Origin of the sequence: Sphingobacterium psychroaquaticum (genome assembly GCF_900177625.1) — a bacterium.
Taxonomy (GTDB): Bacteria; Bacteroidota; Bacteroidia; order Sphingobacteriales; family Sphingobacteriaceae; genus Sphingobacterium; species Sphingobacterium psychroaquaticum.
In genome coordinates this window covers 98,534-115,414 of the sequence record NZ_FXAU01000007.1, presented here as the reverse complement: position 1 = coordinate 115,414, position 16,881 = coordinate 98,534, and the positions used below count along the sequence as shown (strand labels likewise).

Genomic DNA, 16,881 nt, shown 5'->3' with positions numbered 1-16,881 from the left:
CAAAGATTATCTTCCCCATGTTCAATACCACAAGTCGGTCATTATTTTTGAACCGTTGCTGACGCAGCACTTTCTTGGTTGTCAACGTTAATCGTTGTCACACAATAGTGTCCTGTCTTATCTATCGCGACAGATTGTTCACTCGTCACAGCAACCACTTCGCCTTCTTTCTTAAGATCGCTAAAGTAGTACACCACCGACTTCACGTTGCCAGAGGTTGCCCATTTTAATTGACCACCTTCGACACGAACATTCGTCGGTTTTATTGGCGCTGCTGCGATTGCTCGACCTACGAATGGCATAACAGCAGGTTTACTATACAATGAAGTCAACTTATCAGTAATACCAATCTTATTGTCGGTAATATACTTAGCACTGTACATTGCACTACCTACCACCTTCGCATTTCGCTTCGCCATATTCAGCTGACTCTCCAACTCAAGCGTGGTCTGGAACGCAGATGGTTGTGTCGCATCCCCAAACTTATAAAAACCGTGCCCGATAACCACAGCGGCTTTATTAGCACTTTGTGACCAACTTGCAAGATTTACTTGAAAATCGTTAGACTTGTTCCCAATTTCTTGATAAAGTTGCGGGATCAACACATCTACCCAGCCTTGCTGGCACCATTTGGCGACATCAGCATATAATGTTTTAAAATTGTAATCTTTGCTCGCTGCAGGTGAAATGGAAAAAACAACGGCGGGTTTCGTTGCTACAATAGTCTCATAGATTCCTTTTATAGCTTTATCAACGTTATCTCTTCTCCAATTTTCAATGTTCGTAAACCCAGCTCCATATGTTTTATAGTCATCCTGATCGGAAACCATAGTTCCCGCAGAGGATGGATCTGGATAGAAATAATCATCCAAATGTACACCATCCACATCATACTTGGTGATGAGCTCCTTTACGATATCCGAAATACGCTGACGCACTTCAGGTCTTGCAGGATTATAAATCTGTATCTTTTCGTGGCTTACCACCCAGCTGGCATTAATCGAACTGTGCAAATTCGGATACGTAGATCCAGTATTTGCTCGTGTAGCTATGCGATAAGGATTCATCCACGCATGAAACTCGATACCGCGCGCATGTGCCTCATCAATCATAAACTTCAACACATCGTAGCCAGGATCCTTTCCTCGCGTATTCGTAATCGATGTTGCCCAGGGCTCATAAGCAGAGCTATAGTATGCATCGCCCATCGCACGCACCTGAAAGAAAATGGTATTTACTTTCATTGCTTTAAATTTATCCAGATACTGAATATATTTTTGCTTTTGGGAGGCTTGGCTATAATCGCCCATTGGCCAATCTATCCCCCAAGCAGTAGTCATCCACACTGCTCTCATTTCTTTTTTGGGGAAAATCAATCCATCGCCAACAGGAGGTTCAGGCTCCGGAGTAGGAGTCCCACCTCCGCCACCACTCTTGCTACAGCTATTAAAAACCAAGCAAGCAGCCACGAAAAGTGCTAATTTTGATACGATTTTCTTCATCTTGTTCAAATAATAAGTTCAGAAAAATAGCGAGCCCCTTTCACAACAAGGCTCGCTATTTTAATCTTTTTTTTAGTCTTCTAATGTCTTTTTAGGAAGATCAATGATAACAAACCCAGCATCACTGGCTCCCGAATAGAGCACAAGAGTTTGGTCTTTCCCTTCACTATCCTTAACAACGTGCCATCCCGTTTGAGTTGATGGAGATGTATTTACCGGACCTAGGAAAGAGTGCTCAAAGAGAGGCTTTCTCTCACCTTGCTCAAAAGCTGTTAGTGCGTCAACAATGTTCCCCCCTTTAGTAATATCATACAAAGCAAGTACTGTCGCTTCCGACCCTGTTCGAGCAGCTGTCGTTGTAAGCAAATAACGCTCTCCATTAAAGTTTACAACACGTGCATCAGAACTTCTAATAGGAATAGCTGTTCTAGAAAGGGTATGCGCAACCGAACCAGTACCACTAACCACCATAATTGGGGCGTCATGTCCAGTGAATAAGTAATTATCTGTATTTCCTACCCTATTATATGAGCTCCATGAACCGACATTTACTGCTGATGTAATCACTAATGGGCTACCAATTGTCTTATAGTTGGTAACAGTTAAACGTAGCACTTTCGTTCCCGCGTTATCACCCAAAAAGATATATCCATTTCCTGCTTCATCCAAGGTAATAGAAAAATTATCGCCATGACGTACACCTGCTCCAATAATAGTACTCACATTGATATTCGCAATGATCTCTGGCTCCTGTGTTGGATCGGTCCAGTGATAAATCTTTAGTGGACTAGCCGCCGTATTTCCTGAAAGATTAGCGATGTACGTGTGTCCATTTACAATATTACCCACGTTTACTATAAAAGTTCCTTGCGTAACACCTGTCAAATTCAATGGAATTTTCTTTATCGTATTGTTTTTTAAATCACTCACTTTTAACAAATGGGATCCAGCACCGTGACGCGTAACAACTAAAACATGCTCACCATCAAAGCCAGACCCTCTTGTCAAGGCTGACACAAAGCTCTCATAGATCGGATTTCCCAACTCGTTATTCGTATAGTCGTATATAACTCGCTTAGAAACATCTGCCCCAAAAACAGGGATTAGTAAACGAATTGTTGTAAAATACTCTTTGAATCGAGGATTATTTACGACTTTCAAAACAATCGTTTTTTCCGATTCTCCTTCGTTAAAAGGAAAGCTATACACCTCTTTATCCAAAGTTGCACCTGAAGCAAGAGTCGCTTCAAATTTTACCTTCGTGAAATCTGTTGCGGGATCAATCCTCGGAAAAGATATTGTCTTCTTATCCTCATCGATAACACCTTGCACAACAGTATTGCCATTAGCACCCGCATTTACGATTTTTATTTCTTTAAGATCTGTAAATTTATCAGAGGGCACGTTCTGAGGAAAGTCATCCTTACATGCATTCAAAAACAGTGTGAAAACACCCAAAAGCATGGCTAAAAATAGCTTTCCCGTTTTAAATATTAAATTCTTCATAACATTGTATTAAATATCCCAACTTAATTTTGTGGCCACCCTTCAGTCTGCTTTAAGACATATCCTTTCGCAACATACTCATCCATTTGATTTCTACCAACAGGAGTTAGGTATGGATTAATATTCACCTGTCCTACAAATGGCAGACGATCGTTATTACTCTTATGCCTAAAGAATCCTCTCATAGCCGCAGCATTTGAACCATTGTATTGTAGGTAAGTTCCTGTAGTTGAAACCACACCCAAATCAGCATTAATTAAATTTGGCAACTGTGCTTGAAAATTCACCCAACCACCCGAAAGTAGATCTGGATTTAGTTTCGTGTCCATATATTCTAATTTACCCCAACGCTCTAAATCTGCAATTCGTGAGAATTCAAATGTAAATTCCATACGTCGCTCACGTCTAATTTCCCACAACAATGGACTTACGGTAATATCACGCTCTGGATCAGATGGAAGACTACCTAGTTGTAAAGCAGCCGTCTGCTTCACTCCTCTTGCCACAGCCTCAGCCGCGATGGGTCTTAACCGGATTTTATTCACACTCTTATCAAGATCAGCCTGAGAAACAGCTGCCCCCCCCATGGTTGCTAGCTCAGCTTTAGCCTCGATCCAGTTTAATAAAACTTCAGCATAACGAAGCACAGGATAGTCTGTTGTATTACGGTTAGCTGTAAACGCAGTTACCGGAGCGCTGTTCAGATTCTCATGAATAGCCTCAACATCACGCGGCAAGAATTTTGCGATATATACCAGGGACGCTCGGTTAGCTGGCAATGGCTTACGGTGAAATGTCGCCTCAAACCGTGGATCTCTGGTTTTAATCATATTATCCAAATCAAATGCGGTAGAGTTTTCTACTGCAGAGTTTTGCCAAACCTTGCCATCATTACAGATAAAAGCTTTCATCAGATCTGTAGTTGGGCCATTGTTAGTAGATTCACGCAAGTTAGAATTTGTGGCAACAGCATGTTGTACACCACCAGCTTCATTGTATATTCTATAAAGCAAGCAATCCTTATTTCCCTTCAAGTCTTCCGAGCTAAACAATGTTCTATACTCCGTTACAATATCATACCTACCGCTATTAATAACCATATCTCCTGCGGTAACAGCTAATTCCAAAAACTTCTTCGCTTGATCGCCATTGTTATAGTAGTACTTTTGCCATGTCGCTTCATGCAAAGCTACTCTCGAAATAATTCCAGCAACGATATAACGGTTTACATTTTGTTCCCCATCAGCCAATCGAACATTCTCAAGCGCAAATTTTAAGTCCTCATATACCGCATCCATTACTTCATTTCTCGGTGTACGAGGTTTAAATAAAGCATCAAAATCAGTATCACTTAACACTTGGTTATAGTAAGGAATATCTCCAAAAGAGGCTACGACTTGTGAATAACGCCACCCTCTATAAAAACGAGCAATCCCCAACCAATGCGCTTTGGCTTCTGTCGACAAAACACCTCCCATACGGCTCTCAATCCGATCAATCATAATGTTCAACGATCGGATAGACGTATAATCCCAAATAGAACTGTTTGGTACCGAACGTGTAAAATTCTCTTGATTACCCAAGGCCAAAACATCATCACTAAATCTAAAGCCCGTTAAGGCTGCACCAGTAGCCGTTGTACCGACATTATATCCCACAAAGAAAGTAGGCAAAAACTTATTGGCGTATAAGCGCACGTTATCTTCTGTTGTCCAAGCCGTTTCGTCTTGCTCTGTCGTTAAAGGAGGTTTATCCAAAAACTTATCACAACTTGTCAAAGAAAGACATAACCCCGCAACTATATATGTTAGTTTATTAAGTTTCATAATTATCCTATTTATTATAAACCGATTTGAATACCCATGGAAGCGGACTTGAACGTTGGTGTCCCTGTTCCCGTACGTCCCAAATTATAATTCCCGTTTGTTAACAGCATAGAATTACCAGAGATCGTTTCCGGATCAATTGGCAACCCTCTTAGCTTGTCAAACGTAAACATGTTTTCGAGTGAAACGTATATTCTTGCTTTTGACAAATGCATCCTTTTCAACAAATTATCGGGAACAGTATATCCAAAAGTGATATTCTTAATCTTCACATAAGCCATATCCAACATGTATCTGGTTTGTGGACGCATTACAAATCCATTATTAGAACCGTTATAATTCCAAGCTCTAGGATAAAATGCATCGGTACGATCTGCTCGCCAATAATCTGAAGCAAATACCTGCGGCATTCCTCCTTCTTTTGAATAGTATCCTGGAATAGCCAGTTGACCATCTCCCCAAATTTTTCGCTCACCAATTCCTTGCACAAAAACAGATAGATCAAAGTTCTTATATTCAGCACCAACCCTGAATCCAAAATCGTATCTCGGTGTACTATTACCAATAACAACCTGGTCACCCATGTCGCCAAAAGTATTTTTCCCCGGCGTAATGAATCCATCTCCATTTACATCGACAAACTTCACATCCCCTGGGGACATAAGAAGAATCTGATTTCCGTCCTCGAAGAACGTTTGATAAACAGGGTTATCCCCTGAAAGCATATTTGTTCTTTTCGCATTTCCGTCATAGATAATTGTTGTTTGAGCAAACTTTCCATCACTATCATAAACGAAATCATCTTTTTGATACAAACGATCTGTTACATATCCGTAAACATCACCATAACGCTTACCAGTTACCCATGTATTATGAATATTTCTGTTTTCAAAAGGAGTTCTCCAATCCGCAGCCTTTGTGATCATAGTGACCGCATCCGCAAGATTTGCATTAAAGTTAAGACGTAGTCCATTATCAAAACTATGACTAAAATCCGCAGCAATCTCCCAGCCTCTTGTACGAAGGTTACCGTAGTTACCCAATGGCGCAGACGCCCCGAAGGTTGCGGGAAGTGCATCCCCTCCGATAATCATATCTTTAGTAGAACGCTGATACCACTCAAACACAAAGCCCAACTTATTATTAAATAAGCGAACATCTGCCCCTAAGTTTAAGTGTTCAATATTTTGCCAGCCAAGGCCAGCCGAGATTGCATTAGGCGTCCCTAACTGGAAATACTTAGCATTCTCCGACGACAACCAGTTATTCTGTGTTATAGCCATTTTTGCCCAATAAAGACCGTTAGATACCGACTGATCACCAATTATACCATAAGAACCTCTAAGCTTTAAGAAGCTCAAAGTATTGGCAATTGGCTCCATAAAGGACTCACTTGTCACAATCCATCCTGCAGACACAGAAGGATACCATTTCCAACGCAAATGCTCTGGAAACAAAGAAGTTCCATCATAACGTAAGTTTCCTTCTAATAAATATTTACCCTTATACGCGTAGTTCAAACGTCCAAATACACCAAACTGAGAACTCCAGTCCTGATCTCCGGCAGACTCTTGAGCTCCAGTGGCAAAATTAAATTGCGGATTATCGTTTTTAAGCAACTCTTTTCTGAAAGATTCGTTTCTAATCCATTTGTCACTAACCACATTCGTACCTAACATAAACTTAAACTCGTGGTCATCATTTACATTATATCGATAAGTCGTAAAAGCATTGAAAGTATGTTTCTGTGACTCGAATGCAGATCGATACACGTAAGAATTTCCTTTAGTAGCATAATTCACCAAAGGAAACTTATATCCTGCCATCCCTACACCAGGCTCTGTCCGGTTCCCACTTTCATCAACCCAAATACGTTGTCCTGTTTCATCATTCCATACAACCGGACTATACCATGGCTCTGCTCCTGTAATCGTTGGTTGTGATTTATCCAAGGAATTGAATTCCGAAGTGTACGCATAGTCTGCCTTCAAGTCCCAATTCTTAGTAAAATCAATTGTCGTTCCCAGATTAAGATTTATGTAACGATCTCGCTTCGTTGCAGTATGCGCAAGCGTCGCATCGGTCGCAGGGTCGCGCATATAGACTCCATTTTCTTGCACACCAATCGGAAACAAAGAACTCCATCTGTACAAATACAACCATGGATCTGACGCAAATCCGTTAGAGGCTATAGTATTCGGAGACGTATTTATAGCGTTAGGGTACCTCTTCGTTCCATCAGAATACATTGCCCCTCCACGAAGAGTCAAGAAATCAGTTGCCTTCGTCGAAACATTCAAATTAGAGGTCAACCTTCTATAATCATCATGAGCAGCAGGTTTCATCATCCCCTCTTGACCTAAATAGCCGACAGAAAAATTATAATGCGTATCATTTCTTTTTCCACTCAATCCGAGATTGTGCAAGTGTGAGAAGGCATTATTCTTAATCATGGCATCAGCCGCATCATAAATACGATAACCATATTTATCTACACCATCAAAAAACCAATCTCGCCCGTATACAACAGGATCGCTGTTCTTAACCGTTCCTCCATATTTTTGTTGCCATTCCTTAATCTTCTCAAAGCTATCCCAGTTTAAGCGCCAAAAGCCCCCCGCCGGTCCACTTTGTTTCATATTGTCGTGCGCATCCAATGTATACTGTAACCCATCTATACCAGCAATATCGATATCCTTAAAAGGTGTTTGCAAAGAATAATTGCCCGAATATGTTACATTCGTACGATCAGTCTTTGCGCCTTTTTTTGTTGTAATCAAGATTACACCAAACGCTGCTTTAGCCCCATAAATAGAAGCTGAAGCAGCATCCTTAAGAACTGTAACACTTTCTATATCATCCGGATTAACAACCTGAACATTCGGAACCTCAACATTATCAACCAAAACCAAAGGATTACTGGAGCCTTGCTGCGATGCTATTTGACCACGAATCTTCATAACAGGATTAGAGCCAACCTCACCTGAGGGAACTTGAATTGTCAATCCAGGAATTGTTCCCTGTAAACCTCGCGCAAAGTCAGGAATTGGCCGACTACCTAATGTTTTTTCCACATCAACAGTAGACACCGCTCCTGTTAGGTGTGCTTTCTTTTGCTGACCGTATCCGACGACTACCACAGATTCTAAAGAAGAATTATCAACCTCTAGACTCACATTAACAGTATTCGAAGAAACGGTAACATCTTTTGATTTGTAACCAATTGAACTAAAGCGTAGAACAGCACCTATCGGCGCGTTCACGGAATATTTTCCGTTTGCATCAGTCATTGTCGAAGTTGAACTTCCTACGACACTCACTGTAATACCTGCCAACGGCCCATCCGCCCCATTTACTGTCCCTTGCACCGTACTTTGCAGTGCTCTGCTGGACGAATAAGATGTCGCCGCAGAAGAATTAAAATATCCAGCCGCCGTAACTGCATTATAGTCTGTGGATAGAAAAACTCCCAAAGCAACAGAAAATAGTAAAGATTTTCTCATTGTTAGTTTGTTAAATAATAAATGATTTGTACCATAATTTGGTTTTTATATCTGCGTTTTTGTTACGAAAAACACAAAAACATTCATAAACCGACACTAATATAGTTAAGAATTGTTAAAATCAAAATATTTATGCGTTTTTTAACGTTTTCTTATGGAAACAAAAAAAAACACGCACAAAGGCGTGTTTTTAATATATTTTCGATTTCTTCTAGTTGAAGTCTGCATAAAGGAGATACTTCTTACGCATCTCTTTGTACTCTTTTAAATCTTTCTCCCAGCTTTTACGGATTTCCTTTTCCGATTTACCCGCCAGAATCTGTTTTCTTAATTCGTCTGTTCCCGCAAGTTTATCGAAGAATTCTGCACGTGTAAAGAATTTGGTTTTATCGGGCATCTTGTTGTAAAAATCTAAGACATACTTCAACGTGAACTTTTGTTTATCTGCATCAATCCCTCTCAAATCGTAACCATACATCGTCTGCCCTTTTCCTTCGACATGCTTTACCATACCTGATTTTTCTCCCGGTGTATATTTGAAATCGCCATAAATAGGATTGTCGTAACCAACCACTTGAAAAGGCCAGTCCGTACCTCGTCCAACAGAAATTTCCGTTCCTTCAAACAAGCACAAAGAAGAATACAAACGAACCGATAAATGATTCGGTAAGCTTGGGGATGGAATAACAGGTAAATCATACATTTTCGTGTGATCCCAATTTGCTACCGGCACAACCGTCAGCTTACATTGTTTACCTTGCTCCAACCATTTTTCTCCATTGATCATTTTTGCGAGCTCACCCACAGTTAAACCATGAATCATCGCGATTTTATGAAAAGAAACGTTTGATTTAAATTTATCGTCTTTCCGTACAGGACCGTCCACCTGATCACCACATGGATTTGGTCGATCCAATACAATCAGTTCTTTATTGTGTTTAGCACACAGCTCCATGACACGATGCAACGATGTAATATAGGTATAGAAACGTGCGCCGACATCCTGCAAGTCAAAAATCATGACATCGATGGACTTCACAATAGAGTCTTGCTTTTCATTACCACCATACAAGGTGTATAAAGGCAAACCTGTTTTTGTATCGACATCATTGCTCACCTTTTCACCACGTTCTACATTACCCCGGAAACCGTGCTCCGGAGCAAATCCAAATTGCAAGTTTACTTTTTCACGCAATAAGACGTCTACAAGATGTTCATTATTCTTACCAACAACAGAGGTTTGGTTTCCCATGAGACCTACTTTCTTTCCTTTTAATATGGGAAGGTATTGAGATAATTGATCTGCGGCAGGTGTTATTTGAGATTGGCTAACCGCAGCAATACTGTCGGAATTTGTGTTTTTTTCTTTCTTATTCTGTGCTGTACACGATGAGAGCAAAAGAGCAAGCACCGTAAGCAGACTGAAGCATTTGTTCATATTTGTGCGGTTTTTAATTTACAACAAACATAAACAAGAAAAATGACATATGGAGAATATCGAAAAAAAGAAAATGAAAAACGGTAGATCAAAATCACTTTGACCTACCGTTAAACCTTACAAAAGACGATTAAATCGAGAAAAGCAGACTGCTATTATCGCAATTAATCCTTTACGACAAACCCGATACCATTCACGTTTGCCCCTCCTGCCGCTGTGGCTGGTTTATTAACAACTCTCCATGCCACTTCATTATCAATACCCTTATCTCGTTGTACCATAACAGCACTTGTACCTACGCTGGTAGAAAAAGCGTGGGAACAACCAAGCGTTTTCATAATCTTACCAAGATCATTGAAGGTGATACCAACTGAGAAGGCATTGTTCACACCATCCACCAGTACCGCATAGATTTTTTTATCCGCTGTAATTCCAATAGCCGTATTTGCTTGCACCGTTGTAACCGTACTTGTAATTAATCCGCCTTTATACACCAACCAAGTACCTCCGGAAACCAAATGCTTAAAATCATTAAGATTATACGGATCTAGAGTAACTGTGGTATTGGGTCTGTTGCCGATCACTACTGTTTCATCATTTTTAACAGCAATGAAAGGGCGAGTATTTGCTGTAGCTGTTGTGGTAGAAGTCTTAATTTGTCGCCCTAATCGGATAAAAGATCCTGTTGGAGCCCCACTTGTTGCCACATCTCCATTAATAGCTGCAATGATACGGCCTCCAGTGCGTCCCTCATTATACTTCGCCATATCGCTCAACACCTGGGTTGTAAACAAGTTGTCATCAAAAGGACTTAGTGCAAACACACTAATTTTTGGCTGTGTCAAATCAAGCTCCAACACCTGCATACTCATAGCTTGATCAAGTTTATTCTTGAATCGTACATGCATACGATTTACACCAGGCGCTAAAACAGTCATAGAGTCCATCTGAAACGTTTTTATCACATCTGTACCATCGATTATCTTTTGCGTTAAAGCCTCCTTCGTATTATCTGGAGGAATGGTGTCCTTCTCTACCTCAACGATCTTTGGATCCTCAAACACAGGATAATCATCTCGTTGTTTACACGAAAACAACAGCAACCATGCACATAAAGAAACTCCGAGCTTCAGGTGCTTTTTAATATTTGTTATATTCATATCTATCTCACTAAGAAAAATGAAACATAAGGACGCATAATCGTCGTAGTAAACCCCTGATAACCTAAAGCATAAATAGTATACGCTCTTCGATCAAGTAACGCTCCGGCATTGGAATAAGAAGCAAGCACCGAAGCATTCGTAACAGGCGCGCCTGCAGGACGAATCTTCCAGGTTCTACTTGTTATTCGATTCAATTGAAAATAATCACTTGTCTCCAAGTATTTAATATTCTTGGCAACCAAAGAGTCTTGTGTCGGTTCCGCCGTACCCGCTACAGCTCCATAGTACAAATCTATCGCCGGCACATTCGGCATTAGATTTGTAAAGCGGTACCTCGCAAACGTCGAATCCGGACGCGACAGATCTTCCTCATTCAAAATCAGTTTAGTAGAAGCAGCTGTATCTGCTATATGCAAAGTATATCTCTTTCCCGCCTCAAAGGTCAAATTAGATTCGTATAGAATCAGGGAGTCAAGTCCTCGATCGACCTTATGAGGTAAAGCAACTTTCACATTTACAGTTCCTGCTGTATACTTCAAAAAATCTGGCCTAGAGTCACCACGCGTATTATACCCTCCCCCTGGAAAGGGCTCACGCGCACGAATTAGTGAAGTTATTCGGCTATCGTTAAACTTCACGTACATATATCGATCGTCCGGATAAACGGATGCCATATTAATCTTAACAATTACGTCGTTTGCCGACATAAAATCCACTTCTCCAAAATCTTGAATTGGTTTATCGCAGGAGTAAAAGCCCATAGCCGCTACACCTGCTATACATAATTTCATTAAAAATTTCATAACGAACTATTTATTAGTATTAGTTATCAGCAGTCATAGACCAGGTCGGCTTAATGACATAAGTAGGATCCAATGCCCCCCATTTATCCAATTCCGTCGCATTCCAAGCATATTCAGAATTGTAACGTGGTCTTACCCGGTAACAATATTCACGATACTGCAATGACGCTCCACTTAATGGTTGAAATTGTTTAAACACATTTACATCATATTTATACTTCCGAAGATCACACCATTGCTCCATACCACCCCAACCCCATTGGACAATATACTTTTGTCCCATAATATCCGCTAATGTTAAATCGGCTGACACTTGTGGAATCTCTGAGCTCTTCAAATAATTTACAATCTCAACCTCTTTTATTTGCGCTTCATTTGCACTTGCATACTTATTCACAAATGTCATATGCGATCGAATAGCTTTTAAATAGGCGTCATAGGCACCATCTTTATCCCCCTTGATAAACAATGCTTCAGCTTTAATCAGCTGCAATTGGGCATATGTCATAAGTGGAAAATCCACTTTATCACGAAAGATAAACCGACCTTCATACACGTTGTCGATAATTTTCCCCATAATATGCGGAACAGTGCCATTCGCAACATTTGGTACCCCTCCCGTATACGTACTGTCGACAGTAGTCGGGTTTAACATAAGGACCAATCGAGGGTCGACAGACGGCCTCACCGGGGTAGCAGCTGTGCCGCGAAGCCCTCCGCCCAAATAATTAACAATGGGTTGACCTGCACGACTGTAATAGGTACTCGTAAAGTTCGCTTGCATAGGACCCGCAACACTAGATGTCTCTTTCTTATCTCCAGCAAACTTAATATTTGCATCATCTGCATTGGATGAGAATGATTTATCCACAAAATACACGACTGAATCCGCATACTTTGAAGCAAAATCTGGCTTATTGATCAAATGAATATACTGCGTCGCCTTAATAGCATAAATAAATTTACGCCAACGCTCCATATTGCCCCTAAAAAGATTGTCTCCCTTTTCTGAACTCAAACTACCTGAATAATCTAAAGGGCTTTTCTGATCTAGAAAAAACAAAGCAGAATCACACCATAACCGCACTTTAGCATACACCTCTTTTTGATCCTGATAGGTGAAGGATAGCTGATCACGTAAGGCTTCGTCTAAAATAACAGGACCGTGGTAATCTGTCAACATTTGGTACCCCCAAGCCTTGACAGCATACCCAATCGCTGCATATTCATATTTTTCGTTTTCGATCGCATCTTTGACCATCAACGCAAGGTTTCGTCCATGATTGAAATAAACCATTCGCCACATAACACCACCAACATCGGACTGCGACCTGTACCCGTGCCGCTCCCACACTCTGGAAGCATCATCGGCAGATGAACCAAAGACTGTTTGATTAAACTTATTCACCATCGGCAAATCTTGCGCAACACCATTTCCCATCTGAAAAATAATAGGAGCAAGCAATAGCTCTGCTTTTACATTTTGCGGCAACGATGGATTTTCATTGATATCTAAAAACTTCCGGCATCCTACTAGCATTGTTGATAATGCAAGAAGGGCCAATAATATATTCCTTTTCATAATTTTCCGAATTACAGTTTTAAACTCAAACCAAAATTGTACCCCTTCGGCTTACCCATATTCCCAAAGTCGATACCATATCCACCAATCCCCCCTAAGCCCGGTGTATTTAAATTCGACTCTGGATCTAATCCCGTATAGTTGGTAAACATAAGCAGGTCTGTTGCCGTGAAAAACACACTCAAAGAGGATTTTTGTCCTAAGAATCGAGTCGCTGTTTTAGGTAGCTTATAGCTTAATGTGACATCACGCAAACGGAACGTATACACATTTCTCTCAACAAACATTTCCGGTTCAATATTAGTATAGTAATACGTAGAGGCACTATAAGGAGTAACTGCGATATGGTTCGCGGTTGGATTCGCGGTATTTTCCAAACCATCCTGTAAAACCCCTTTAATTACACGAGGCTCTTCCCTATTCAACGTTTTGGTAGACATCCCTAAGGTGAACAACGTATAATCAAGACCGTTCAATACATCTCCTCCGTAACGCCAGTCCCATAAAAAAGTAAGATACAGATCCTTATAATTGAACTTATTTATTGTCCCCAAAGTAAATTTGGGGAGTCGATCCGCAATAGGATAATACCGATCTGTTCCTGCCACTGGCAAACCCGTAGATGGGTTAATAATTACGTCACCATTGTCATTTCTCAAAAACCGTGTTCCACTAAGTGCCCCAATACTATAGCCTGGAAGCACCGCAGAACGCACGCCTCCCAAGACCCAGGTATCAGAATCATAGAGCTCAGGCAGTTCATCAGCTAGAGAAAGTACTTTTCCTTTGTACTGGGTATAATTGAACGTGATGTTCCAATTAAAATCTTTTTTCTTTATCGGATTAAATATAGCTTGAATCTCCGTTCCATAGTTCTTTACTTCTCCACCATTCATCATCTTCAGTACAAAACCAGAACCATAACTCAAGCGTGGCAAAATAATCTGACCATCACTCAGACGCGAAAAATAAGCAATATCAAATGTTACGAATTTATTGAAAAGAGAAAACTCGATCCCCGTTTCGAATTCTTTTGTCATCTCTGCATGCAATAACGGGTTTCCGCCATTAAACCCATAGGCATACCCGCCACCCGTCGAATATTGCGGTTCGTAATTGGACCTCGTAAAATACGATCTACCTGGACCTTTCCCTGTTTTTCCCACAGAAAGACGCAGTTTTCCATCTTTCAACCACGTTTCATCATTTTTAAATATATTCAGATCCGTAAAATTGAACGCCAAGGATGCTGATGGGTAGGCGAAGAATGGATCGTTAGGCATTAATCTAGAGCTTCCATCAAGTCGTCCTGACAGTGTCAGATACAACAACTCTTTATATCCAAAAACAGCCTGTCCGAAATACCCCAGTGATCGATAATCGTTATATGCATTTTTTGACAAACGCGTTGAGGCATAGGTATTATTGATATTGTAAAAATCCGGATCAAAAAAGTTAGTCCCATACTGGGAATCTGTAATCGAACTTAAATCACGAATCTCAAACCCTAAACTTCCACTCACGGAGAAGTCTTTTCCTATCTGAGTATTTGCTGATGCGTTGAAATTCCCGTAAAGTATTCTCGTATTATTCTGATAGGAACTAAACCTTCCTCCTGTAGGAGCAGTGGCTGTTCCCGAACCCGAATAGGATTGAGGATGCAATACACTGATCCCTCTTGTATTCGAATAATCCAACCCTAAAGTTCCTTTAAACCTTATCCAAGAAAATGGTTTATAAGCAAAGTTTGTAGAAGCCATAGTCCTGTTCACCTCATCATTTGATGGGTTTCGATATGTATCCCAAAAAGGATTATCCAGTTCATTATAAATATCCTTGGTGTTTAGAACACGATTTTTCTTAACATCAATCCAGTCACGAACATCATACAAAGGATTAAAGCGCATTAAGGTCATTAAATAACCCGTCGCTCCCTTTCGTGCTTTATCGTTATCTGAATACACATAGTTAAACGAGGTATTTAGATCAAACTTCTCAGAGAATTTAGCCGTTGCATTTAATCGCGATGAAACACGCGTGTAACGTGTGTTGGGAACCATCCCTGTATTGTCATTGTACTCGTTTGACCAACGATAGGATAGATTATCACTCCCTCCCGAAAAGGTCATATTATGTTTTTGATTATAACCCTTTCTAAAAAAATTGTCAATATTATCTGTATGGAGAACCATATCATCCTTATACTTGGGACCTAAGGCGTACGATGAAGTGCCGTCATATGCTCCGTTTAACCCCTGCATGTACACATACTGTCTTTCCGGAAACTTATTGACTGATTCAATACGGTTCGAGTAATTATAACTTACGCCAAAACTACCTGCTTTAGCTTTCTTCGTTGTAATCAAAATCGCTCCACCCGCACCTTGGCTTCCATATAATGCCGTGGCCTCAGGACCTTTCATAATAACATATGATTCAATATCTTCTGGGTTAAGATCCATTGCCCTATTCGAATAATCTAGATCCCGATTGGGGCCATTCATCGCCAAATCATTTTCGTTGACCGTCGAATTATTAATAGGCACTCCATCCACCACAATCAATGCACTATTATCGCCTGATATAGAAGCAAACCCCCGTAACACAATCTGCGCGGAGGCCCCGGGCATCCCACTCGTACTATTAATGGACAATCCCGGCACTCGTCCCTGCAGACCATTAAAAAAAGCTTCTCGTTGTGTATCAGAGACCTCATCACCCGCAACTTTAGGTGTAGAATAACCAAGAGATTTTGCTGAACGCTCAATACCCATTGCTGTTACCACAATCTCATCAATAGCCTTATCGTCTTTTTCAAGGACAACATTTGCAACCTCGGCTGTAATAACAACTTCTTTTTGCATAAAACCAATTGCCGTAAAACGTAACTTGTCTCCAACGGAGGCTCGAATGGAATAATTTCCGTTTTGATCAGTTTGAACACTCACAGACTTCCCGACCACACTAACAGTAACCCCACCCATGGGGCCATCGGCGTCTCGAACGAGTCCTCGAATCAGGTTTTGCTCTTCAGAATCCCCATAGGGAACTGCCACCCAAGGATCAGCCAACATCAAACAGCCCGAAATATCCCGTGCGTTTATTTGACAGCTAATTCCTAAAGCAACAGAAAGCAGTAAAGACTTTCTCATTGTTTAGATGTTAATAAGTGATTAAATAATAGTCATTGATTAGTAGTCTCCAAGGTCTTTTCACCTCCCAGAGAGTATCTACACTCTTTTTCTTTAGTTAATCTAAGTTAGTAGTTTGTTAAAACGTTAATTAATTAGTGAGACTAATCTACGTTATTTTTCTGATTCTTGCAATAAAATGCAAAATATACTAAAGAAAAAAGAATAAACTGCTTAAAATGTCGTTAAAACATGTTTTTTACAAAAACAAAACATACAGAAATGGCATAAACAAGCAAGAAGAAGAAAACAAGAATAGAAACAATGTTTTTTAATCAAGAACCTACGCTAATGGAAACATATGCCGATTAGCTCATAAACTTTACTCCCCGGGAGCAACAAGTCGCTTATTTGGGGTAGAAACAAA

At 40.4% G+C, this 16,881-nt stretch carries 9 protein-coding genes; all 9 read right to left on the bottom strand.

What is annotated here, in order from left to right; genetic code table 11:
* Positions 1–41: 41 nt before the first annotated feature.
* Positions 42–1,502, bottom strand: coding sequence for a glycoside hydrolase family 10-like protein (locus tag B9Y69_RS16305; protein ID WP_085474052.1), 1,461 nt, complete (start codon positions 1,500–1,502; stop codon positions 42–44).
* Between the two features lie 72 nt (positions 1,503–1,574).
* Positions 1,575–3,008 (bottom strand): DUF4623 domain-containing protein, encoded by a 1,434-nt coding sequence (locus tag B9Y69_RS16300; protein ID WP_085474051.1) that lies wholly within the window; start codon positions 3,006–3,008, stop codon positions 1,575–1,577.
* 23 nt (positions 3,009–3,031) lie between these two features.
* The gene (locus B9Y69_RS16295; RefSeq protein ID WP_085474050.1) at positions 3,032–4,834 is read right to left on the bottom strand and encodes a RagB/SusD family nutrient uptake outer membrane protein; all 1,803 of its coding nucleotides are present in this window, start codon (positions 4,832–4,834) and stop codon (positions 3,032–3,034) included.
* Between the two features lie 14 nt (positions 4,835–4,848).
* Entirely contained in the window at positions 4,849–8,337 is a 3,489-nt protein-coding gene (locus tag B9Y69_RS16290) for a SusC/RagA family TonB-linked outer membrane protein (RefSeq protein ID WP_085474049.1), read from the bottom strand.
* Positions 8,338–8,548: 211 nt separating this feature from the next.
* On the bottom strand, positions 8,549–9,775 hold the full coding sequence (locus B9Y69_RS16285; protein WP_085474048.1) for an exo-beta-N-acetylmuramidase NamZ family protein: 1,227 nt from the start codon (positions 9,773–9,775) through the stop codon (positions 8,549–8,551).
* 164 nt (positions 9,776–9,939) lie between these two features.
* Positions 9,940–10,935: a phosphodiester glycosidase family protein gene (locus tag B9Y69_RS16280; RefSeq protein ID WP_085474047.1), complete on the bottom strand. Its 996-nt coding sequence runs from the start codon at positions 10,933–10,935 to the stop codon at positions 9,940–9,942.
* 2 nt (positions 10,936–10,937) lie between these two features.
* A complete protein-coding gene (locus B9Y69_RS16275; protein ID WP_234991287.1) occupies positions 10,938–11,729 on the bottom strand; it encodes a DUF4397 domain-containing protein in 792 nt (263 codons plus the stop codon).
* 31 nt (positions 11,730–11,760) lie between these two features.
* Positions 11,761–13,323 (bottom strand): SusD/RagB family nutrient-binding outer membrane lipoprotein, encoded by a 1,563-nt coding sequence (locus B9Y69_RS16270; protein ID WP_085474045.1) that lies wholly within the window; start codon positions 13,321–13,323, stop codon positions 11,761–11,763.
* Positions 13,324–13,334: 11 nt separating this feature from the next.
* Positions 13,335–16,475, bottom strand: a complete 3,141-nt coding sequence (locus tag B9Y69_RS16265; protein ID WP_085474044.1) for a SusC/RagA family TonB-linked outer membrane protein — start codon at positions 16,473–16,475, stop codon at positions 13,335–13,337.
* Between the last annotated feature and the right edge of the window lie 406 nt (positions 16,476–16,881).

Bases quoted from the DNA above. Each gene is read 5' to 3' on its own strand.
- B9Y69_RS16305 (WP_085474052.1), bottom strand. From the start codon at position 1,502: ATGAAGAAAATCGTATCAAAATTAGCACTTTTCGTGGCTGCTTGCTTG.
- B9Y69_RS16285 (WP_085474048.1), bottom strand. From the start codon at position 9,775: ATGAACAAATGCTTCAGTCTGCTTACGGTGCTTGCTCTTTTGCTCTCA.
- B9Y69_RS16290 (WP_085474049.1), bottom strand. From the start codon at position 8,337: ATGAGAAAATCTTTACTATTTTCTGTTGCTTTGGGAGTTTTTCTATCC.
- B9Y69_RS16275 (WP_234991287.1), bottom strand. From the start codon at position 11,729: ATGAAATTATGTATAGCAGGTGTAGCGGCTATGGGCTTTTACTCCTGC.
- B9Y69_RS16270 (WP_085474045.1), bottom strand. From the start codon at position 13,323: ATGAAAAGGAATATATTATTGGCCCTTCTTGCATTATCAACAATGCTA.
- B9Y69_RS16295 (WP_085474050.1), bottom strand. From the start codon at position 4,834: ATGAAACTTAATAAACTAACATATATAGTTGCGGGGTTATGTCTTTCT.
- B9Y69_RS16265 (WP_085474044.1), bottom strand. From the start codon at position 16,475: ATGAGAAAGTCTTTACTGCTTTCTGTTGCTTTAGGAATTAGCTGTCAA.
- B9Y69_RS16280 (WP_085474047.1), bottom strand. From the start codon at position 10,935: ATGAATATAACAAATATTAAAAAGCACCTGAAGCTCGGAGTTTCTTTA.
- B9Y69_RS16300 (WP_085474051.1), bottom strand. From the start codon at position 3,008: ATGAAGAATTTAATATTTAAAACGGGAAAGCTATTTTTAGCCATGCTT.